Below are 20,174 nucleotides of genomic sequence, written 5' to 3' on the forward strand. Positions count from 1 at the left end.
CGGTCAAAGCCGTGGTAAAGGGTGTAATGCGCGGTGTGACGGGCGGTGTGACGGGCTGTATGAGGCGGGTTTCGCCAGCGAGCGTCAAGCGGCTCGCGCGGCCCGCGCCGTCGCATCCGTCGCGGAAATTTCGGTCGCAAAGCCGGCCGCGAACCGTTCGGGATAGCGGTTGCAAAAGCGCAGGCCGCGTTCGTAGGGATAAAAGTCGGGCAGTTCGCCTTTGAGAATGTGATCCTTATGCCGCTGCCATAACGCAGGGTCGAAAAAATCCGCGTGATGCCGGATAAACGATTGGCGCACGCGCGGGTCGCCGAGCAAAAACGTACCGTAGGTCTCCGGAAAGATATCGTGCGCGCCGACCGTATACCACGGCTCGTCCGACATTTCGTCTTCTTCGTTACGCGGTGCGGGCACCGCGCGCACATTGCAGTCGGTCAGATATTCGATTTCGTCGTAGTCGTAGAACACGACGCGGCCGTGACGCGTCACGCCGAAGTTCTTGTACAGCATGTCGCCGGGGAAGATGTTGGCCTGCATCAGTTCCTTCACCGCGTCGCCGTACTCCTTGATCGCGTGATCGATGTCGTCGTCGGTGCCGCTTTGCAGGAACAGGTTCAGCGGCACCATGCGCCGCTCGATGTACAGATGCTCGATCACGAGATTGTCGCCTTCGTATTCGAGCAGCGACGGCACTTCCTTTTGCAGTTCGCGCAGCAGCGCGTCGTCGATGCGCGACAGCGGCAGCGCGACGCTCGAATACTCGAGCGTGTCGGCCATGCGGCCCAGCCGGTCGTGACGTTTGACGAGCTGATACTTCTGCTGGATCTGCGCGCGCGTCGTGTCTTTCGGCGGCGGAAAGTGATCCTTGATCAGCTTGAATACATACGGAAACGACGGCAGCGTGAATACGAGCATCACAAGGCCCTTGATGCCGGGTGCAATCGTGAACAGATCGCTCGAATGCGACAGGTGGTGCAGCAGATCGCGATAGAACAGATTCTTGCCCTGCTTCTGCAGGCCGACCGACGTGTAAATCTCCGCTTTCGGCTTGCCCGGCATTACCGTGCCGAGAAACTCGACGAATGCGGACGGCACTTCCATGTCGACGAGAAAATACGAATGCGAGAAGCTGAAGATGATCAGCAACTGTTCGCGTTTGAGCAGCACCGTATCGAGCGCGAGCACGCCGGGCCGGACATGGTGAACCGGAATCGCGAACGGCACGAGCAGGTCGCCGTTGATGATGCGGCCGACGATATACGCTGCCTTGTTCCGGTAGAACAGCGACGACAGCACGTGAATCTGGAAGTTTGGCGCTTCGACGAACGTGCCGAACGTATCGTGAATCGACTGCAACACGCAGCCGACGTCGCGCTGCAGGTCTTCGAACGGCGGATCGAGCTGAAAATTCGTGACGATACGCTCGAGCGTTTGCGCAAAGCCGTCCTTGCCCGGGTAATACGCGCGGTAGGTGGGCTTGGCCGCCGGCTCGTCGTTTTCGATGTACTCGGTCGAGATCGCCGGGCGCACGAATATGAAGTCGTTGTTGAAATACGAGCGGTGCAGAATCTTGCAGCAGACGGAATTGAAGAACGTCTCCGCGCATTCGGGCTGACGGTGCGCGGTCAGCAGACCGATGTAGTGCAGTTTGATCTGTTGCCAGATTTCGTTGTCGATGCTTTCCGCGTCGTATTCGTCTTCGAGCAGTTCGACGCATTCCTTTACGCGCTCGTCGTATGACGTAATGCGCTCGCGCGCGAGCCGCTGGATGGCGTGCCAGTCTGCCGCTTCGAACAGCGTTTTCGCGCGGATCGCCGCATCGCGGAAAATCCGGTAATGCCGGTCGAAACCCTCGAGCATCGTCTTCGCGACGTCGAAGCCGATTTGCGAGGACAGCAGTTTAGGAAAGTGATTCATGTCGACCGTGCATTCGTTCAATGTCGTGAAGACAGCTGCAATTGTAACGTTCGGACGGGACCAAGGGCTTCTGTTCTTGCGGATCGGGTGTGCTCACGTGCGTTCGGTTGCGTTCGCGTCGCGTTCGAGCAGCGCACGCGCCTGCGCTTCATATTGCGCGAGGTCTTCGAGCGTCGCATCCAGATCTTCGCGCTGCCGCTCGAGCACCTCGCGATGTCGGGCGAGCGTCGCGAGAAATGCCTGCAATTGTGCGGACGTGTCGGTCGGCGAGTCATACAGATCGAGCAGGTCGCGAATTTCGGACAGCGTGAAGCCGAGGCGCTTGCCGCGCAACGTCAGCTTCAGACGCGTGCGGTCGCGCGTCGAATAAACTCGGCGCAAGCCGCTCGATCCTTCGCGGCTCGGTGAGAGTAAACCCTGGTCTTCGTAGAAGCGGATCGCGCGCGGTGTGACGTCGAATTCGCGCGCGAGCTCGGTGATCGTGTATTGCACGCTCATTTGTTCTGATTCCGGTGTAACGGGCGGCTTGCCATGGCTGACGCGGTTGTGGCCGAAGCCGCGGACCGTGTGCAGCCCGTTTGGGCACCATTTGCGAGCCCGTTTGCGAGCCCGGCACGATGCCGGCCTCGACGATAAAATCGACGTTTACGTTATCGTCAACCTGCGCAAAGCGCAACGGAGCCGGTACCCGGCGCCGGCGCGATGTCGCTCCAACCCCGCAATGGAAAGCCTGCCACGATGAATGAACTCGAACACCAGCTCGACTACCCTTTCGCCGATACGCTTCCCGAAGCAGGCGCCGCGCATGAAGTCGCACCGGGCGTTTACTGGGTGCGCATGCCATTGCCGTTTGCGCTCAACCACATCAACTTGTGGCTGCTGCGCGATGAGGTCGAGGGGCAGCAGGGGTGGACGATCGTCGATTGCGGCATTGCGTCCGATACGATCAGGGAGAACTGGGAGCGCGTGTTCGATACGGTGCTCGGCGGTTTGCCGGTGCTGCGCGTGATCGTTACGCATTGCCACCCCGATCACCTTGGCCTCGCGAACTGGCTATGCGAGGGCGGCGACCGTCAACGCTGGCAGGTGCGGCTGTGGATGTCGCTCGGCGAATACATGTACGGCCGCGTGATGGCGGCCGGAGAAGGGTCGAACGCGGGCGGCGAACGCGCGGCGCGACACTTCGGGCGGCACGGGCTCGTGGATCCCGAACTGCTCGACCAGCTGCGTAATCGTAAAAGCTATTACACGAGCCTTGTCCCGTCGACGCCGAGTCATTACCGGCGTATGCGCGAAGGCGACGAGATTGCGATCGGCGGCCGCACATGGCGGGTCGTGACCGGTTTCGGCCATTCCCCCGAGCACTGCGCGCTGCATAGCGAAGGAGCGGGGCTGCTGATTTCCGGGGACATGGTGTTGCCGCGCATTTCGACGAACGTGTCGGTGTTCGATATCGAACCGGAAGGCAACCCGCTTGCGCTGTACCTCGAGGCGTTGACGCGCTACGAGCCGATGGCAGCCGATACACTCGTGCTGCCGTCACACGGCAAGCCGTTTCGCGGCTTGCGTACGCGCATTGCGCAATTGCGCGATCACCATGCGGCGCGCCTTGCCGAAGTGCGCGCGGCTTGCGTCGAACGACCGCACAGCGCGGCGGATATCGTGCCGCTGATGTTCCGCCGCGCACTCGACTTGCATCAGCTGACGTTCGCGATGGGCGAGGCGCTCGCGCATCTGCATCTGCTGTGGCATGCAGGCGAACTGCGCCGCGTCAGCGGCGAAGACGGTGTGATCCGCTTTCTCGCATGATTCGGCGAAATCGCACCGCGTCGCCTGCTGTAGCGAGCGCTTTCGGAAAAGCGCTACGACAATGCGTTCCGATTGTCGATTAATCGCTCGTGCCTCGCTAACGCAAGTGCCGCGCCTGACGCTCATTCGGCCGCCGCGGCACTGCGCTCACGGCTCATGGCGCAAATACCCGACCTTCGACGGGTCGCGCATCGTGAAAGAGACGAGAAGCCCGATCGCGCACATTGCCGTGACGTACCAGTAGAAGGTTGTTTCGCTACCCGCCTGCTTGAGCCACAGCGCGACATATTCGGCAGAGCCGCCGAAGATCGCATTGGCGACCGCATACGAAAGCCCGACGCCCAGCGCGCGCACTTCAGGCGGAAACATCTCCGCCTTGATCAGACCGCTGATCGACGTGTAGAAGCTCACGATCGCGAGCGCCGCCACGACGAGCACGAACGCCATATACGGGCTCGTCACATCCTTGAGCGCATGCAGCAGCGGCACCGTGCCGATCGTTGCGAAGAAGCCGAACAGGACCATCGATTGACGGCGGCCGATGCGGTCCGATAGCGCGCCGAACAGCGGTTGCATCAGCATGAAGACGAAGAGCGCCGCGGTCATCACATTGCTTGCGGTCTTCGCATGCATGCCCGCGGTATTCACAAGGTATTTCTGCATATAGGTCGTGAACGTGTAGAAGATCAGCGAGCCGCCTGCCGTGAAACCGACTACCGTCAAAAAAGCGCGCTTATGCTTCCACATGCCGGCGAGCGTGCCCGCGTCGCTGCGCTGACGGCTCGCCGCCGTCGACGTTTCGTCGAGCGACTTGCGCAGATACAGCGCGACAAGCGCGGCGAGAGCGCCGACCACGAACGGCACGCGCCAGCCCCATGCCTTGAGCTCGTCGGTGGTCAGCGTCTGTTGCAGGATCACGAGCACGAGCAGCGCGCACAGCTGGCCGCCGATCAGCGTCACGTACTGGAACGACGCGAAAAAGCCGCGACGGCCCTGCAGGGCGACTTCACTCATGTACGTCGCGCTCGTGCCGTATTCGCCGCCCACCGAGAGCCCCTGGAACAGGCGCGCCACGAGCAGCAGCGCCGGCGCAAGCACGCCGATCTCCGCATACGGCGGCAGCACGGCAATGACGAGCGAGCCGCCGCACATCATGAACACCGACACCATCATCGCAAAGCGCCGGCCGCGCTTGTCGGCAAGGCGTCCGAAGAACCAGCCGCCGATCGGGCGCATCAGGAAGCCCGCGGCGAACACGCCCGCGGTGTTGAGCAGCTGGGTGGTCGTATCGCCCTTCGGAAAGAACGCGGGCGCGAAATACAGCGCGCAGAACGAGTAGACGTAGAAGTCGAACCACTCGACGAGATTGCCCGATGAGGCGCCGACGATGGCCATCACACGACGGCGTGTATCGCGAGCAGTGATTTCGTTTGGAATATTGAGATTGGTCATTTGTCAGTGTTCTCCTTCATGTTCCCCTGCGTATTCTGATAGGCATGAATTGTTTTTAAGACACTCTGATGGTGACTTGATTTGGCATTCTAAATGATTCGACGAAGTAGTTTGAAAAATATCTTCGCTTTACGAAACGACAGCCGGAAACGACAGCCGGACACGGTGCGATGCTGCAAGCCGAACGCGGACATGCGGACACAAAATGCATAGTCACGTCCGGTCCGGTTCGAGCGGGACGCAAAATAAAACGACGCGTTCGACGTGGTGCTCGGCGCCACGATCTATCCATATATCGACAACGGAGACTCCGATGAGAACCGATGAAACGCAACACGACAACGCTTCGTCGACGTATCAAGCCGACGCGCGGAAAGCGGGCCAGCATGAGCTGGCGGTCGCACCGCCGTCGCAAGTCGCGGACCGCTCGAACGCGACCAGCACCGCACCACCGCATGCTGTCCAGAGTGTCGGGCCGAAGAATGCCGCCAAGCCAAATCCGCTTGGCCAATACAGCGCTTACGCGAAATACGCGAGTACCATCGTCCGGCAGATATTGTTCAGCGACAGCCGGTTCAATAATTCGAAGCTCGTGATGGACTCGATGCTCAAGCCGTTGCAGACCAAAAACGGCTTTGTGCCGCCGAACATGCGGCTCGGCACACTCGGCTTGACGCGACTCAATTCGGCGACCGCGAATTTCTCGAAAGCGTTCGGTTACATCACGAGCGCCCTCGATAAGAGGAAGGCGGGAAACGATGCGAACGACGACATCGTCAGCGCGACCGCGCTGATCGGCGAGGGCCTGACGGAGACGTTCGCTGGCCTCGGCGCGGACGTCGGCAACTATCTGGTCAAGCAATGGCAAACGCAGTTGGGCGCAACGAGCAGCACGATCGGTTCGCTCGCAGCGCCGCCGTCGCCGGCACAAAGCGAGTCGCTTTCCGAAGCGGGAACGGGAACGCCGATACCGGCAAGCTCGATCGAGTCCGAAACCGATGCCGCACTGGCTCATCTTCCACCGATGTCGCCGGAGCAACACGACGCGTTGATGGCGCAAAGCGCGAACGCGTACAAGGACAAGCTCGATTCGCAGCTCGCCTCGATGCACGAGCGCGAGCTTCAGGGCATCGTCGCGCAGCTCGAAGAGACGCCACAGGCGAATCAGCCCGCGCGGCTCGCGGAGTTGTCCAGTGAGGCGCAGCGAAGGATCGAAACGGCCACTCAGCTGGCCACTGCGGCGAAGCAGGATGTCTCGGCGAGGAAGGCTCAATCGTTAGGCGACTTCATCGAACTGGAGTCGCAGATGAAGGACGTTCGCGACCAGTTGAAGTTCGGCAAATACACCGATCCGAGCGTCGCTGGTCTGACCCACGAAGAGGCAGCAAAAAGTCTCGGCGCGAAGCTGCTCGGCTACCGGCGTCTCGAAGAGGAAACCGCACAACGCTTCGAAATGCTGACCGAGGATGCTTCACCGAACCTCGAGGAGATGGTGCGACAGATCGACACGGCGAAAAGCATCGGAAGTCTCGAAGGTCTATCGGAAGGGGAACGGTGGGCCAAGCTCGACAAACTGAAAACAGCGTATCGCGAGCGCTTCATGGCGTATCAGAGTGCGATTTCGAAGCCGACCGCCGATTTGCCTGAGTGGCTGAAAATCTCGCCTGCGTTGAAGGCACAGCTTGGCCCTGCGGTGCTCAATACGGCATTCGCCGCCGCCGATTTCGGCGCGAGGATCGACGACTACATCAAGAAGGTCGCGGCTGGCTCCGCGTCGGAGGCCGACCGATGGAAGCTGGCCGGCAGCACGGTCGGGCTGGTCGGCGGCATGGCGTCGTTCATTCCGGTCGTCGGGCCGATTGTCTCGATCGCACTCGCGCTGGCGGGCATCGGCATCAGCAATACCGCGGACGGTCTCGCCGATGCGGCCGCGCGCGAAAAGGCGAACGCGCTGCGTGACGAAGCCGTTCGGGCCTATCGGAAGAAGCATCCCGGCACGGAGAACTACGTTTATGAATCGGATGTGGGCGCGGGAGCGTAGCAGGTAGTGATGCGGGTCGTGTTGTGGCCGCTTGCGAACAGTCGGCGCGACACAAGCAGTGTGCCGTACCCGATCACTTCCTGTTTATCGGGCGCCACGATTTGCAGCGCTCGTGCCCGAATATTAGGTAAGCGGACCATGGCGCAAGTTGGCGGCCTCGCGCTTTAACCGGCCGCCCGGTGACTGCCGCGCGAGACACCGCGCAAAGACGTCGTGCAAAGACGTCGTGTAAAGACGTCGCGCAGATGAGCCAGCAGTCACGACCATGCTGAAACGTCAGGTGGCGCTACCGCCGCCGAGGCCCGACATCATACCGCCGCCGAGCATCGGCGCGATCGCGCTTGCCATGGGCGCCAGTGCCTGCAACAGCTGCTGCAGTATCTGGCCCGTGTCCCCGCCGCCGCCCGACGAACATTTGCCGCCCGCACACTTGCCGTCCGAGGCAGCGGCGTTGTCGCCACCGTCGCCGCCCGAGGTACCGCCATCGCCCCCGGCACCGCTTCGCGCTTCGTCCGGCGAGAAGATGGGGGGACCATCGTCAAGTGCCTGCGCCGCGGCCGCCGCGCCCTCTCGCTGCCCCTGCATGTATGCCATGCCGGCATGAAGGTCAGTCACCCCGCCGCTCGCAAAACCGTCATTACCTGCAAAACGTTGACCCGCATGAAATAGAGTCGAGGAATCTTGAATAGGCATGAATGTATTTTCCGTTTCTGAAAGAGTGCCCTGAGTATCGTCAGAGCTGGTTTTGAATGATTCGTGAGTCTTGTGTCGCAAGTCTCTTTACATGGAAGCCTCCTGATTGCCGTTGCGGATTCAGTTCGGCTTGCGGCGCGACCGCATGCTTCATTGCATGTCGCGAGTGTTCGCGAGGTCCGGCGCACCGGCGTTCCCCTCGATCGGCATCGAACCTGCGCGCTTCATCAACTGCACCACGCAAATTACGCGTACATAGCCGGTGAAGTTCCATACATCCTCGTGTGCGAGATCCATCTCGAGCGCCCAGCGTGAAATGAGCTTTCCCACGGTGAGCGATTCTTCGCGTGCGAGTTTTTCGATGATCGTCCAGTAGACCTCTTCAAGCCTTAGACAGGTTGCGAGACCATTGACGCGCACCGACCGCTGTCGCGGCCGCGCGAGGTCTGCGCTGAAATTGCAATACTGTGTAATGGGCATTTGAACCTGCTCAGAAATTTCGAAGCTGCTCAAAGTTATCGTTTGAATGCAAAGTGGAACTTTCTGCAATCGCTGATCCAGCGACAATTGCTTAGGCATATTGATCAAATAACCAAAAAAACATTTGCCTGCTGGCGTGTTGTCTATCCTCGCGCAGTTCGCGAGACTCCGGTGATATATTTGTATGACCGCGATGCATGTGTGCACAACTAAAGTTCCGTCATGACGAAGCCGGCCTTTGCCGGCATAGGAGCTTTGATGTTCACGAAGTGGTGCAACGCAGACAACGAAAGACGCCGCCGCTATCGACGCTGTTCGACCGGCGTCGCGGTGCGCCGTCTCGCGTTCGCATGGGTCACGTTGCATGCGTGCACGACGCATGCGGGCGAACCGCCATGGCGCAATGCGCCCATGCACTACTTCGCGCGCAATTCACAACTGTCCGATGTACTCAAGGATGTCGCGAGCGCAGGTGGCTTGTCCGTCGATATCGCGAGAAGCGTGAAGGGCACGGTGAACGGCACGTTCGATGAGCCGCCCGCAAACGTATTCGCAAAGCTGACGGAGGCGTATGGCCTCGCGTGGTATTTCGACGGAAGAACGCTGCACGTGTCCGCCGGTTCGGACATCAAAACCAGAACAATTCCGTTTGCGCCGATGAAGCGCGAAGCAGTCTCGGGTCTTCTGCGCAGCCTCGATCTCGACGATCCGCACTTGCCCGTGCGCTATTCGGACACCACGGCGAAAGCGACGGGACCTTCGCGCTTTGTCGACTCGATTGCCGATGCAATCGAAAAAGCACGACAACAGGCTGCCGTCGAGACGCCTTTCGATCAGACGCAGATTCGCGTATTCCGCCTGCGATATGCGCAGGCGCAAGACATCACGTATACGAGCGGATATCGCACGCACACGATTCCTGGTGTCGCGTCGCTATTGCGCAAACTGATGGGCGACACATACGTTCCACGTCCGGCGACGCGCATGCCGCAGGTCAAGGAAGCGCGGACGCCGCGCAATGGTCCGCCGCCGTTGCCGAGCTTGCGCGGTCTCGGCTTGTCGGGCGGCGACAAGCCGGACGCGATGCTGTCGCCGGATCCCGACGCGACCACGCAGGTGGAAATGACGGTGCCGTCCGACGTGACGTCCGCACGGCGCAATATCGTGGCCGACGCACGCACCAATTCGGTCGTCGTCTACGACGTTCCCGAGATGATGCCGAACTATGAGCGCGCGATTGCGATGCTCGATCAGCCGCAGGACCTCGTCGAGATCACCGCTGTCGTCATCGACGTCGCGACCGATGCGGCGCGCGAACTCGGCATCCGGTGGGGCGGTGGAACATCGGGACAGGATGGCGCCGCACATGCGATGGTCAACGCTTATCCGTCTGTCAGCCAGTCGGCGTTCTCGGGCGTGCAAGGCGCATTGCAGGGCGTCAATCTCACTACGCTGATCGGCAACTCCGTGAACTATCTGTTCGCGCAGATTCGTGCGCTCGAGCAGAACGGCAAGGCGCATATCCTGTCGCGGCCGCAGGTGTTGACGCTGAACAACTCGGAAGCGGTGCTGTCGTCGCGCAATTCGGTGTATGTGCGCGTCGCGGGCAATCAGGATGTCGATCTGTACAACGTCGATACCGGGCTCACGCTGAAAGTGACGCCGACGGTGGAATCGGCCGACGACCTGCGTAAGAACATTCTGCTCAACGTGCAGATCGAAGACGGCGCGTTCGATTCGACGCAGTCCGTCGACGGCATTCCGCGCGTGAACAATCATTCGATCGTCACTCAGGCGATCGTCGCGGACGGCGAGAGTCTGCTGATCGGCGGCTATCAGTACGAGAAAAGCGAAACGACGCGATCGCAGGTGCCGGTGCTCGGCGACATTCCGTATGTCGGCGCACTGTTCGGCAGTACGCAGACGAGTTCGCAGCGTCTCGAACGGCTCATTCTGATCACGCCGCGCCTGAAGCGTCTGAATGGCGAGGCGCCCGGCAGCGGGCCGATCGATGTCGCCGTCGCGCAGCCGGTGCCCGCGGCGGCGAGTGCGAACGCGCATGCGTTGAACGCGGCGGTCGCGGGCGCGCTGCTGTCACAGCCGCAGCAAGCGCCGCGAACGAATCAGCCGCTATTGCCTCTCGTACCGGCGGCCGTGTCGCCTTTGCAGGGGCAAATGCGATGAACGGCAATGCGCTGATTGTCGTGACCGGCGGCATTCACGCCGGAGCGAGCGTGCTGCTGTCGGACGGGCACGAGCTGTCGATCGGCAGCGGCGAGAACGCCGATCTCGTGCTGATCGACGACGGCGTGGCCGCGCATCACGCGACGATTCGCCTCAACGGCGAAAAGCTGAAGCTTTCCGCGAGGCAGGAAGGCGTGGCGGTATTTGGACATCCGCTGCGTGCGGGCAAGTCCACCGAGTTGCGCTACGGCGGCTCGTTCACGCTGGGCGCGGCGACGCTGCAGTTCAGCGGCCGCGATGCGCTGACACCGCGCGCGACGCACAAGGCCGAACTTGCGTGGCTGCTCGCTCACGCGCCCGGGGCCTATGCGGCGAGGCGCACCGCGACGCTGCCGCTGCCCGCGAAGGCGGGTTTCAGCGTATTGGCGCTGCTGCTCGTCGGCGCGCTCGCGTGGCAAGTGGCCAGCCCGTTCCTTGCGGCAAAGGTCGCGCGCGAACCCGAGAATCCCGCGTTCCGTTTCGTGCGCACACGCGTCGATACGAAGACCGGCATGCCCGTGTACGAGGGGTACGTGCAGAGCTATGCGGATCTGTCCGCGCTCGCGATCGCTGCGCGCAGGGGCGCGCGCACGCCGGTGCTCAGAGTGATCGTGATCGATCAGTTGCGCGACCAGCTGCAGGCGTTTCTCGACCGGTACTACCGCGCATCGCAGATACAGGCTGTCCAGCCCGGGACATTCGCAGTCACGGCGCCTCCCGCGGACGGCTATCTGCAGCCCGAATCATGGGACTACGCACGGATCGCGCGACTCGCGCGCGTGGAGATCAACGGTTTGAACGCGTTGACGTTCGCCGGACAACCGGTAAGCGGCGGGCCCGTACGCGTGCCGCTGGAGTCGATCGGGATGAATCTGATGCGCTCTTCGCACGGTGCATGGCTCGTCGACCAGCAGGGCGGCATGTATTTCGCCGGGTCGCGGCTGAAGATCGGCAAGCTCACGCGCATCTCCGAATGTGTAGCGGAGGTCGTGCGCGACGACGATGGGTCGATCTACGAGTTCTTCGTCAAGGACGCGCAGCCGGGCAACAAGTGTTGAGAGACGCCTGACTGGCTTACCGCCCGCTCGCTCAGGTTTCCGTCCGCCGGGCGCTTACGCGTCGCCCGTCGAACGGTGGCACGAAGCAGTTCGCTTCGAAAACGCGTAGTCACTTTCAAGGAAAAACGAAATGGCAATTGGTGCATTGAATGGTGGTGGTTACAACCCGGCTGGCTTCGCCGCGGTGGATGCGGCAAACCGGAACGCGGACACGGCCGCGGACCGTGCCGCCCAGACGGGCGACCCCGCTGACGGCATGAAAGCGACGAAGGCCAGAAACGACGCCGAAAACAAAAACACGGCGGAAAAGAACAAGATGGATTCGATCCAGAGGCAATTCAAAGAGGCTATCGCTCCGTCGCGATAAGCGCTGACAGACCGCGCCCGCGAGGGCGCTTTGAATAAATACTCAGGCAAGAGAGAACTCAATGATTCCGCCAATACCTGGCATGAGCGCGCTGGCGCCGGATCGCCATGTCGCAGCCGTCGCGATGCCTGGACCGGAAGCGGTTACGGGAAACTGGGGCGGCGATCCGACCCGGCATGTCCGCAATCCGTTCGCTTTACGAAACGACGACTATCAAAGCGGCAATGCCGCGCTGGCGCTCGATCGCCTCGAGCAATGGGGAGATATCAGACGACAGGAAGCGAAAGAACTCGAGGACGAATTTGATGCACGGAGGATCGGTCGCATGAGCGTCGGCGACGCGCTACGTTTGCGCCAGCGTTTGAACGAGCAGGAACTGACGGTGACGTTCTGCAAGACCGCGGCCGATAGCTGTGTGCAATGCGTGAAGACTCTTTCCTCGGGAAGCTGATGCTGCGCCGCCTGCTGATTCTGCTGCCGTTGCTCGTCCTCGTTGGCTGCAGAACGTCACTGTTCGAAAACCTCGACGAGGATCAGGCCAATCGCATCGTTGCAGTGCTGAGCCATCACGGCATCGAAGGCAGCAAACAGCGCAACGCCGACAAAACGTGGACCGTCACGGTCGACGGCGACGATGCGGTCGCCGCGACCGAACTGGCCGGCGCCTATGCGCTGCCGCGCACAGGCCACGCGAATCTCGGCGAGCTGTTCAGCCGCCAGGGCCTGATTTCGAATCCCGATGAAGACCGCGTGCGTTTCATCTTCGGCGTATCGCAGGAGCTGTCGGAAACGCTCGAGAAGATCGACGGCGTGCTCGTCGCGCGCGTGCATATCGTGCAGCCGGAGCGCGACCCGGTGCTTGGTCTCGTCACGCCGCCGTCCGCGTCGGTGATGGTCCGCTATCGCACCGACTACAACCTCGAGCTGATGCGCGACAAGATCCGCGCGCTCGTGGCCGGCGGTGTCGAAGGCCTGAGCGCCGATCGCGTGAACCTTACGCTGATTCCGGTGACGCCCGTGCTGGTCGCCGGCGATGCATGCAGCGGCGTCAACGCATGCACGGCAGGACACGAGCGCGACGCACACGGCAGCGCGACGCTCGTGCTGGCCGCACTGGCGATCGGCGTCATGCTGCTCAGCGTTTCGGCATGGGTCTGGCGCAGCGGCATTCGCTCGTTTTCGCCGACATTTTTCCGGCGCAGAAGGCGCGGCCGTGCGCACGCGCCTGCCACAGGGCGCGGCGACGCGCCGCCTGCCGCACAAACCGGCCGCGGCGACGCGCCGCCTGCCGCACAAACCGAAGGAGACACGCATTGATCTGCCTGCCCGCCCTATCGATCGGCAAATGGGCCCATCACAGCTGGCTGATGCGACAGCGGCCGATTCGCGGCGAACGCGCGCTTGCCGATGCGAGCGCACGCTTGATCGTCGAGTATCCGCAACTGACGCGCATCGATTTCCGGCAGACGCTGCCATGCGTCGGAGAATTGCCGCGCGCGGCATGCGCACGGCTGTTCCGCATCAGCGCGGCGCTGGCCTGTTCGCGCTCGTTGCGGCGCGTCGTAACGGGCCCGGACCATCTGGCGTTCGCCCGAAGTGTCGCGCCGCAACTGCTTCGCACGATTCAACGACACGCGCGCGCCGGGTCGGACGATCTGCCGCTCGGCGCGCCGTTGAATTTTCTCGATCGCCACGAGATGACCGCGGCGGGATTCGCGTTGTCGCTGCGCGGACTCGGCGATGGCGGCGAAGTGCAACACACCTGGTTGCGGCTGCGCATGCCGCGCGACGTCGTCGAGTCGGCCGTGCGCTTTCACGCACGCGATGTGACCGTAGACGCCGCGCGTGCGCTGCTCGACGACGCGACGCGCTTGATGCAATCGATGCAAGCGCTGCGCCCGGTGCGAGGTGCGTCGTGCTGATCTGCAGAAAAGGAAGCTGGCGAATCGAGTCCGACGGCTACCTGTCGTCGGCCGATCTCGTCGAACTCGACGATTTGCGTGCGCTCGACGAAGACCGCGCCAACGAGGCGGCCCGCGAAGCGTCGCGCCTCGCCGCGCGCGTACGCGAGCTGAAGCGCCGCGCGTGGCGGCGTGGCTACGACGCGGGGCGTGCGGCCGCGGCGCGCGATCTGGTCGTGCCGCAGGCCGCCGCATCGCTGATCGCGCGTTGCGTGGAGGAGCGTCTCGTGCGCGTCGCTCTCGATGCACTCGTGTTGATCATCGGCAAGCTGCCGCCCGCGGCGGCACTGCCCAACCAGTTGCGTCGCTGTATTGCCGCATCGCGCTCGCAGCAGGTCATCTCGCTGCGCGTATCGAGCGCCGACTATCGCGAAGCGAAGCGGCTGGTCGCGCGGCTCGAGCAGGAAATGGCCGTGCCGCTTTTCACGGTATTGGCCGACGCGGGCTTACCGCCTCACTCATGCATCGTCGAAACGGAGCGCGGCGTGATCGATGGCAGCTTGCGCATGCAACTGGGCGCCGCGGAGCGCGGCATCCGGGACGCAATCGCCGCGATGCTCGACGAGTATCGCAATCTCGATGCAGCCGTCGACAGACAGTTCGATGTCATCGAGCGTGGGCTGCGCGACGTGATCGACGTCATAGGTGTTCCGCAGCAGAAGCAGCAGCGCGCGCAGCATGCGCACGGCGGAGGCGCGCGGTGAATCCGTGGATCGGCATGCGCCGTTTTACACAGTCCGACGCCGAACGCCGCAATGTAGCGGCGTTGCAGTTCGGCACGCCCTATGCCGTGCACGTCGGCGTGCGCCGCTACGTGTTGCAGTTCGACGAATGCCGGCAACGCTATCCGTTGAGGCTCGCAGGCCGTGCATGCGGTCATCCGTTCACGCTCGACTGCGATGCGCGCGCGTTGCTGCCCGAATTGCCGGCGCACCCGTTGCCGCGCGACGACGCGCAAACGCGCAGCCTCGTCGAAGATGCTTTGGAAGACTGGATATCGGCGCTCGAAGGCGCGTTCGGATTTTCGTTCGATCTGCAATCCGTGTCGTTCGACGCCGCGTCGCCTGCCGGTGCATATGGGCTGTCGCTCACGCATGAGAAAAGCGGACGCAGCGCTCACTTCTCGTTTCAGTGCGAAGCGGTCGATCAATGGCTGCAGCGCAGGCGGCCTGCCGCGTTACAGACGGATCGCGATTTCTATCGACGCCTGACGGTGCCGGTTCAGGCCTGCATGGCCGGTCCGTCGCTTTCCCTTTCGCGCCTGCGCAGAATCAGGCCCGGCGACGCCTTGCTCGTCGATCGGGCGTCATATCAGTTGCGTGTGCCGCTGCGCGACGGCGCGCGCCGCATTCTATTGAAACTATCTGGAGAGCAGATCGTGGTAGACCGCCCGATGATCGACGACGAGAGGAATCAACCGGAACTGACGAGCGAGTTCATTGCCGTCGATGCGCTGAGCTTTGCGCTCGACGCGGTGCTCGGTACGGTTTCGCTCTCCGTTCACGAACTCGCGCATCTGCGCGCCGGCTCGATGCTGTCGTTGCAGATTCCGGTACGCGAGCGCGCGGTCACGTTGCTATGCCAGGGCGTGCCGTTCGCGCGAGGCGAACTGATCGATATCGAGGACGCGCTTGGCGTGCGCATTACGGAGATGACGCATGCGGCGCGTCCGGACGCCGACGCATGAATTCCCAGGTCGACCCGATTTCGCTCGTCGGCCTCGTCGCGCTGCTCGGCCTCTTGCCGTTCCTCGTCGTGATGGTCACGTCGTTCACGAAATTCAGCATCGTGCTGACGCTATTGCGCTCGGCGCTAGGCGTGCAGCAGGCGCCGGGCAATACCGCGATCGCGGGCCTCGCGATGGCGGCGACGCTCGTCGTAATGGCGCCCGTGATGTCGAAGATCGGCGCCGAGCTTTCGCTCGACGAGCGCCTCGAAAGCGGCGCGATGCCCGGCATTGCCGAGACATTGAAAGCGGTGCGCGGCCCGCTCGGCGAATTCCTGTTCGCGCACTCGCGGCCGTCGGAACGCGCGTTTCTCGTGAACGCGGCCAAACGGATCGATCCCGAGCGCGACGCGCAGGAAACCGATTTTTCGCTGCTGATTCCGGCCTTTCTGATCAGCGAGATTTCGAGCGGATTCGAAGCCGGTTTCCTGCTTTACATCGCGTTCCTCGTCATCGACCTTGTCGTGGCCAACGTGCTGACCGCGATGGGGATGATGATGCTGTCGCCGAGCACCGTGTCGATTCCGCTCAAACTGTTCGTGCTGGTCTCGGTATCGGGCATATCGCGACTGATGCACGGCTTGATCGTCAGCTACATCAAATGAATTCGTTTCCGTCACTTGCGTCGCTTTCCAGCGACGCGCTGCTGCTCGTATTCTGGCTTTCGTTGCCGGCGCTCGCGGTTGCAACCGGTATTGGCTTGCTGTTGGGTCTCGTGCAGTCCGTCTTTCAGATCCAGGATCAGAGCCTTCCGTACGGCGCGAAGATCATCGGTGTCGGCATCACGCTGATCGTCACCGCCCCGTGGGCGAGCCGTGAAGTGACGCGTTTTCTCGAGCATGTCTTTACGTTTGTCGCCGCCGGCCGTGTGCATTGACGATGAACGTATTCGGCTATCTCGAAGGGCTCGCGTTCTGCTCGATCCGCCCCGCCGTTGCGCTAAGCCTCGTGCCATTCGCGTTCGGCGATTCGCTCGGCACGAAGCTGCGCGTGCCGCTCGTGCTGCTGTTCGCGGTGCTGCCGCTCAAAGTGGGTGCGCCGGCTTCGCTGATTCCGGCCGCGCTGTTCGAGGTACTGGTCGGGCTCGCGCTCGGCTTGCTGCTTGCGGTGGTCTTTCACGTTGCATCGTGCGCGGGCGCGCTACTCGATCAGCAGGGCGGCTATTCGATCGCGGCCGTCTACGACCCGAACTTCAAGCAGGAAACCGCGCTTTTCGAAACCCTGTTCACCCAGTTTGCCGCGCTCACGTTTTTCACCGGCGCGGGGCTGCGCTTCGTCTGCGGATTCTTCGCCGATGCCTGGGCGATCTGCCCGCCCGGCACAGCGCACGTGAACCTGACCGAGGTGTTCCGTCAGGTCGCCATCGACCGCGTGGCCGCCGCATTCGCCGAAGGCGTACGGCTCGCGATGCCGCTGATCGGCCTGATGGCGATGGTCGATATTTCGCTCGGCCTGATGTCGCGGCACGTGAAGCGCCTCAATCCGTTTACGACCGCACGCACGGTGAAAGCGATGGTCATCTCGTTCGCCGCGATGTCCTGTGTGCCGGTATTTATCGAGCGGCTGTCCGTCATTTTCCGGCAAAGCCTGATCCTGCGATGAGCGATAAAACCGAAGCACCGACTCCGCAGCGCCTCGTCAAGGCCATCAAGGAAGGCGATATCGCGAAGAGCGCGCACGCGACCGTCGCCGCGAGCGGCCTGATCTGGTGGCTGTTTCTTGTCGTCGAGTCGCCGCACTTCTATGAGCTTTTTCAGGCCCTGATTCGCGACGTGACCGGTCTCGACCAGACGCGCACGTTCGCGGAGCTTTTCGCGCAAGTCATGTCGTCGCTCGATGCGGCGCTGCCGGCCACGCTCGTCACGCTAGGAGCCGGTGTGCTTGCAGCCGTTGTGCCGGAAGTGGTGCAGACGCGCGGCGCCATCGCATGGAAGCGCGCGGCGCCCGATATCAAGCGCGTCGATCCGGTGTCCGGCCTGAAAAACATCTTCAGTACGCGCGTGCTCGTCGATACGCTGATCGCGCTCGTGCAATTCACGATTCTGCTTGCGATCTTCTGGTACGCGTTCGTCAAGTGGTGCGCGCAGCTGGTTCCTTCATACACGCTGCCATTGCCGATGCTGCTCGCCGATATCAGCGTGTCGGGCGCGTCGCTGCTCGCGATGATGAGCGCATCCCAGCTCGTGCCGGCAGCCGTCGATTTCGTCATGCAGCGCGTGCTGTGGAGGCGGCGCCTGCGCATGGACAAGGAAGAAATCAAGCGCGAATACCGCGACAGCGAGGGCGACCCGTACGTGAAGGGCCGGCGCCGTGCGATGCATCGCGAACTGAGCCGCTGAATATGAAAAACCGCCGCGAAACGCCATGCCAAACCGTTCGATGATGCGCCGCCCCGATATTCCCGGGCTGCTTGCCCGCCATGCCGATGTCGCCGTCGGCCTCGGCATTCTGTTCGTGCTCGTGCTGCTGATCCTTCCGGTTCCGGCATTCGTGCTCGACTTCTTTATTTGCGTGAGTTTTTGTGCAAGCTTCGTGATGCTGAGCACGACGATCTACGTGACGAAGGCCGCCGAGCTGTCGAGTTTTCCATCGCTGCTGCTCGTCACGACATTGCTGCGGCTCGCGCTGGCGATCGCATCGACGAAGATGATCCTGCTCTACGCGCATGCCGGCGACATCATCGGCGCGTTCGGCGAGATGGTGGTCGGCGGCAATGTGGCCGTCGGCATCGTCGTGTTCGTGGTGCTCTCCGCGATCCAGTTCATCGTCGTCGCGAAGGGCGCGGACCGCGTTGCCGAAGTGTCGGCGCGCTTCACGCTCGACGGTATTCCGGGCCGCCAGATGAGCATCGATGCCGATTTGCGCAACGGCCTGATCGCGCCGCGCGATGCGGGACGGATGCGCGCCGAACTCGAGCGCGAGACCTATTTTTACGGGTCGCTCGACGGCGCGATGAAATTCGTCAAGGGCGACGCGGTAGCGGGACTCGTCGTTGCACTCGTCAATATCGTCGGCGGCCTGACGGTCGGAATCGCACAGCGCGGCATGTCGTTCGGCGACGCGCTGCATACGTACACGATTCTCACGGTCGGCGACGGGCTCGTTTCGCAGATCCCGTCGCTGATCGTATCGATCGCTGCGGGTCTGCTCGTCACGCGCGTTTCGTCGGGCGGCCCGCCGACCAATCTTGGCGGCGATATCTTCCGCCAGCTGTCGCTGCACCCGAAAGCGCTCGCCATGGCCGGCGTCGGCTGTTTCGCACTGGGCGCGATCCCGGGCTTTCCGCATCTGCAGTTCGCCCTGGCGGGCGGCGCGCTGATCGGACTGTCGGTGCTGATGATGCGACAGGCGGCAAGCCGCGAGCGCATGCAGCGGCCGTTCATGCCGGCGATGACGCGCGACGGCGGCAACTATACGCAGCGGATTCTCGATGACGTGGAACTCGGCACGAGCGCAATACTGCGGCTGCGCATGGGAAACAAGGCATACGAGGCGCTGCGTCCGGGGCTCTTCGATACGCAGCTCGGCAGGGTGCGCCGCGATCTGATGACGCGGCTCGGCTTGCCGTTTCCAGGCCTTGCGCTGCAGCGCGATGCGCGGCTCGACGAAGCGCGCTACATCGTCGATATCGACGAAGTGCCGTTCGCGAGCGGGACGCTGGTGGCGAACCACGTGCTCGTGAGCGGCGACGACACGCAGATCACGATGGAAGGCGTCGCCGGATATAGTCCGGGCGCGCCGAAGGCCGTCTGGGTGAGCGCGGCCGACGCGGCGGCGCTCGCCGATGCGCAGCTCGGCAAGGCAAGCGTCGAAGAGGCGCTATGCGCGCATCTGGCCGACGTCTGCGAGCAGAACGCGGCCGCGTGCATCGGCACTCAGGAGGCACGCTTTCTGATGAACCAGATCAGCATCGAGTTTCGCGAGCTCGCGAGCCAGGTCGACCAGCTGGTGGGCCCCGTGTTGCTGGCGACTGTGCTGCGCCGGCTGCTCGAAGAGCATGTGCCGATTCGCAATCTGCGCGCGATTACGGAGGCGTGCATCCGGATTCCGGACGGCGAGCGCACGATCGACCGGATGGTGCGCGAAGCGCGTATCGCGCTCGGGTCCCGGCTTGCGCGCCGGCATGCGGACCTCGATACCTGGCGAATCGATGCGGCGGTGATGGACCCGTCGTGGGAGGCGGAACTCGAAGACCAGATTCGCGGCGGCCCGGATGGCGAACCTTACTGCATGCCCGGCGTAGGCGAACTCGAACACTTGCAGCGCGCGTTTGCCGATGCCTATGAGCAGGGCATTCGTCTGCTCGTGACGACAGCGGTCCTGCGGCCGCATTTGCGCCGGCATTTGAAGACGTTCGGCATCCGTATTGAAACGCTCGCGATCGAAGAGATTCCGCTCGATACGTTCAGCGTGCATGCGGTATCGACGTTGTCACGAGACTGAGCGG

20 protein-coding genes are annotated in these 20,174 nt (G+C 62.6%); 15 read left to right on the forward strand and 5 right to left on the reverse strand.

What is annotated here, in order from left to right; all coding sequences use genetic code 11:
- Positions 1-84: 84 nt before the first annotated feature.
- On the reverse strand, positions 85-1,917 hold the full coding sequence (gene aceK, locus QYH69_RS23340) for a bifunctional isocitrate dehydrogenase kinase/phosphatase (protein ID WP_308834110.1): 1,833 nt from the start codon (positions 1,915-1,917) through the stop codon (positions 85-87).
- Between the two features lie 93 nt (positions 1,918-2,010).
- The gene (locus QYH69_RS23345; RefSeq protein WP_308834111.1) at positions 2,011-2,415 is read right to left on the reverse strand and encodes a MerR family DNA-binding transcriptional regulator; all 405 of its coding nucleotides are present in this window, start codon (positions 2,413-2,415) and stop codon (positions 2,011-2,013) included.
- A gap of 240 nt (positions 2,416-2,655) precedes the next feature.
- Here QYH69_RS23345 and QYH69_RS23350 point away from each other — a divergent pair, with 240 nt between their 5' ends.
- On the forward strand, positions 2,656-3,726 hold the full coding sequence (locus QYH69_RS23350; protein WP_308834112.1) for an MBL fold metallo-hydrolase: 1,071 nt from the start codon (positions 2,656-2,658) through the stop codon (positions 3,724-3,726).
- 147 nt (positions 3,727-3,873) lie between these two features.
- On the opposite strand, the gene QYH69_RS23355 is transcribed toward QYH69_RS23350, so the two are convergent.
- The gene (locus QYH69_RS23355) at positions 3,874-5,178 is read right to left on the reverse strand and encodes an MFS family transporter (RefSeq protein ID WP_308834113.1); all 1,305 of its coding nucleotides are present in this window, start codon (positions 5,176-5,178) and stop codon (positions 3,874-3,876) included.
- A gap of 313 nt (positions 5,179-5,491) precedes the next feature.
- Between QYH69_RS23355 and QYH69_RS23360 the strand changes: the two genes are divergently transcribed.
- Positions 5,492-7,219 (forward strand): hypothetical protein, encoded by a 1,728-nt coding sequence (locus tag QYH69_RS23360; RefSeq protein WP_308834114.1) that lies wholly within the window; start codon positions 5,492-5,494, stop codon positions 7,217-7,219.
- Positions 7,220-7,495: 276 nt separating this feature from the next.
- On the opposite strand, the gene QYH69_RS23365 is transcribed toward QYH69_RS23360, so the two are convergent.
- Both QYH69_RS23365 and QYH69_RS23370 read right to left on the reverse strand, forming a co-directional pair.
- Entirely contained in the window at positions 7,496-7,834 is a 339-nt protein-coding gene (locus tag QYH69_RS23365; protein WP_308834115.1) for a hypothetical protein, read from the reverse strand.
- Positions 7,835-8,062: 228 nt separating this feature from the next.
- Positions 8,063-8,392, reverse strand: coding sequence for a ribbon-helix-helix domain-containing protein (locus tag QYH69_RS23370; protein WP_308834116.1), 330 nt, complete (start codon positions 8,390-8,392; stop codon positions 8,063-8,065).
- A gap of 258 nt (positions 8,393-8,650) precedes the next feature.
- Here QYH69_RS23370 and sctC point away from each other — a divergent pair, with 258 nt between their 5' ends.
- The 13 genes from sctC to QYH69_RS23435 all read left to right on the forward strand — a co-directional run bounded on the left by sctC (position 8,651) and on the right by QYH69_RS23435 (position 20,170).
- Positions 8,651-10,576 (forward strand): type III secretion system outer membrane ring subunit SctC, encoded by a 1,926-nt coding sequence (sctC, locus tag QYH69_RS23375; RefSeq protein WP_308834117.1) that lies wholly within the window; start codon positions 8,651-8,653, stop codon positions 10,574-10,576.
- Positions 10,573-11,673: an FHA domain-containing protein gene (locus QYH69_RS23380; RefSeq protein WP_308834118.1), complete on the forward strand. Its 1,101-nt coding sequence runs from the start codon at positions 10,573-10,575 to the stop codon at positions 11,671-11,673. The genes sctC and QYH69_RS23380 overlap by 4 nt, the downstream gene beginning before the upstream one ends.
- A gap of 130 nt (positions 11,674-11,803) precedes the next feature.
- Complete coding sequence (locus QYH69_RS23385; RefSeq protein WP_308834119.1) at positions 11,804-12,040, forward strand: hypothetical protein; 237 nt, start codon at positions 11,804-11,806, stop codon at positions 12,038-12,040.
- A gap of 82 nt (positions 12,041-12,122) precedes the next feature.
- Positions 12,123-12,491, forward strand: coding sequence for a hypothetical protein (locus QYH69_RS23390; protein WP_308834120.1), 369 nt, complete (start codon positions 12,123-12,125; stop codon positions 12,489-12,491).
- A complete protein-coding gene (gene sctJ, locus QYH69_RS23395) occupies positions 12,461-13,357 on the forward strand; it encodes a type III secretion system inner membrane ring lipoprotein SctJ (RefSeq protein WP_308834121.1) in 897 nt (298 codons plus the stop codon). The genes QYH69_RS23390 and sctJ overlap by 31 nt, the downstream gene beginning before the upstream one ends.
- A complete protein-coding gene (locus tag QYH69_RS23400) occupies positions 13,354-13,962 on the forward strand; it encodes a hypothetical protein (RefSeq protein ID WP_308834122.1) in 609 nt (202 codons plus the stop codon). The genes sctJ and QYH69_RS23400 overlap by 4 nt, the downstream gene beginning before the upstream one ends.
- The gene (locus QYH69_RS23405) at positions 13,956-14,705 is read left to right on the forward strand and encodes a FliH/SctL family protein (protein WP_308834123.1); all 750 of its coding nucleotides are present in this window, start codon (positions 13,956-13,958) and stop codon (positions 14,703-14,705) included. The genes QYH69_RS23400 and QYH69_RS23405 overlap by 7 nt, the downstream gene beginning before the upstream one ends.
- Positions 14,702-15,688: a FliM/FliN family flagellar motor switch protein gene (locus QYH69_RS23410; protein ID WP_308834124.1), complete on the forward strand. Its 987-nt coding sequence runs from the start codon at positions 14,702-14,704 to the stop codon at positions 15,686-15,688. The genes QYH69_RS23405 and QYH69_RS23410 overlap by 4 nt, the downstream gene beginning before the upstream one ends.
- Positions 15,685-16,332 carry a type III secretion system export apparatus subunit SctR gene (gene sctR / locus QYH69_RS23415; RefSeq protein WP_308834125.1) on the forward strand — a complete coding sequence of 216 codons (648 nt, stop codon included), beginning with the start codon at positions 15,685-15,687 and terminating at the stop codon, positions 16,330-16,332. Before QYH69_RS23410 ends, sctR begins: the two co-directional genes overlap by 4 nt.
- On the forward strand, positions 16,329-16,604 hold the full coding sequence (gene sctS, locus QYH69_RS23420; protein WP_075155612.1) for a type III secretion system export apparatus subunit SctS: 276 nt from the start codon (positions 16,329-16,331) through the stop codon (positions 16,602-16,604). The genes sctR and sctS overlap by 4 nt, the downstream gene beginning before the upstream one ends.
- Positions 16,605-16,606: 2 nt before the next feature.
- Positions 16,607-17,329 carry a flagellar biosynthetic protein FliR gene (locus tag QYH69_RS23425; RefSeq protein ID WP_308834173.1) on the forward strand — a complete coding sequence of 241 codons (723 nt, stop codon included), beginning with the start codon at positions 16,607-16,609 and terminating at the stop codon, positions 17,327-17,329.
- Positions 17,326-18,066 carry an EscU/YscU/HrcU family type III secretion system export apparatus switch protein gene (locus tag QYH69_RS23430; RefSeq protein ID WP_308834126.1) on the forward strand — a complete coding sequence of 247 codons (741 nt, stop codon included), beginning with the start codon at positions 17,326-17,328 and terminating at the stop codon, positions 18,064-18,066. Before QYH69_RS23425 ends, QYH69_RS23430 begins: the two co-directional genes overlap by 4 nt.
- Before the next feature lie 25 nt (positions 18,067-18,091).
- Positions 18,092-20,170: a flagellar biosynthesis protein FlhA gene (locus QYH69_RS23435; protein WP_308834127.1), complete on the forward strand. Its 2,079-nt coding sequence runs from the start codon at positions 18,092-18,094 to the stop codon at positions 20,168-20,170.
- Positions 20,171-20,174: the final 4 nt, after the last annotated feature.

Source organism: Paraburkholderia sp. SARCC-3016 (genome assembly GCF_031119615.1).
Classification (GTDB): domain Bacteria; phylum Pseudomonadota; class Gammaproteobacteria; order Burkholderiales; family Burkholderiaceae; genus Paraburkholderia.

Bases quoted from the DNA above. Each gene is read 5' to 3' on its own strand.
- aceK (WP_308834110.1), bottom strand. From the start codon at position 1,917: ATGAATCACTTTCCTAAACTGCTGTCCTCGCAAATCGGCTTCGACGTC.
- QYH69_RS23345 (WP_308834111.1), bottom strand. From the start codon at position 2,415: ATGAGCGTGCAATACACGATCACCGAGCTCGCGCGCGAATTCGACGTC.
- QYH69_RS23350 (WP_308834112.1), top strand. From the start codon at position 2,656: ATGAATGAACTCGAACACCAGCTCGACTACCCTTTCGCCGATACGCTT.
- QYH69_RS23355 (WP_308834113.1), bottom strand. From the start codon at position 5,178: ATGACCAATCTCAATATTCCAAACGAAATCACTGCTCGCGATACACGC.
- QYH69_RS23360 (WP_308834114.1), top strand. From the start codon at position 5,492: ATGAGAACCGATGAAACGCAACACGACAACGCTTCGTCGACGTATCAA.
- QYH69_RS23370 (WP_308834116.1), bottom strand. From the start codon at position 8,392: ATGCCCATTACACAGTATTGCAATTTCAGCGCAGACCTCGCGCGGCCG.
- sctC (WP_308834117.1), top strand. From the start codon at position 8,651: ATGTTCACGAAGTGGTGCAACGCAGACAACGAAAGACGCCGCCGCTAT.
- QYH69_RS23380 (WP_308834118.1), top strand. From the start codon at position 10,573: ATGAACGGCAATGCGCTGATTGTCGTGACCGGCGGCATTCACGCCGGA.
- QYH69_RS23385 (WP_308834119.1), top strand. From the start codon at position 11,804: ATGGCAATTGGTGCATTGAATGGTGGTGGTTACAACCCGGCTGGCTTC.
- QYH69_RS23390 (WP_308834120.1), top strand. From the start codon at position 12,123: ATGAGCGCGCTGGCGCCGGATCGCCATGTCGCAGCCGTCGCGATGCCT.
- sctJ (WP_308834121.1), top strand. From the start codon at position 12,461: ATGCGTGAAGACTCTTTCCTCGGGAAGCTGATGCTGCGCCGCCTGCTG.
- sctR (WP_308834125.1), top strand. From the start codon at position 15,685: ATGAATTCCCAGGTCGACCCGATTTCGCTCGTCGGCCTCGTCGCGCTG.
- sctS (WP_075155612.1), top strand. From the start codon at position 16,329: ATGAATTCGTTTCCGTCACTTGCGTCGCTTTCCAGCGACGCGCTGCTG.
- QYH69_RS23425 (WP_308834173.1), top strand. From the start codon at position 16,607: ATGAACGTATTCGGCTATCTCGAAGGGCTCGCGTTCTGCTCGATCCGC.
- QYH69_RS23430 (WP_308834126.1), top strand. From the start codon at position 17,326: ATGAGCGATAAAACCGAAGCACCGACTCCGCAGCGCCTCGTCAAGGCC.
- QYH69_RS23435 (WP_308834127.1), top strand. From the start codon at position 18,092: ATGCCAAACCGTTCGATGATGCGCCGCCCCGATATTCCCGGGCTGCTT.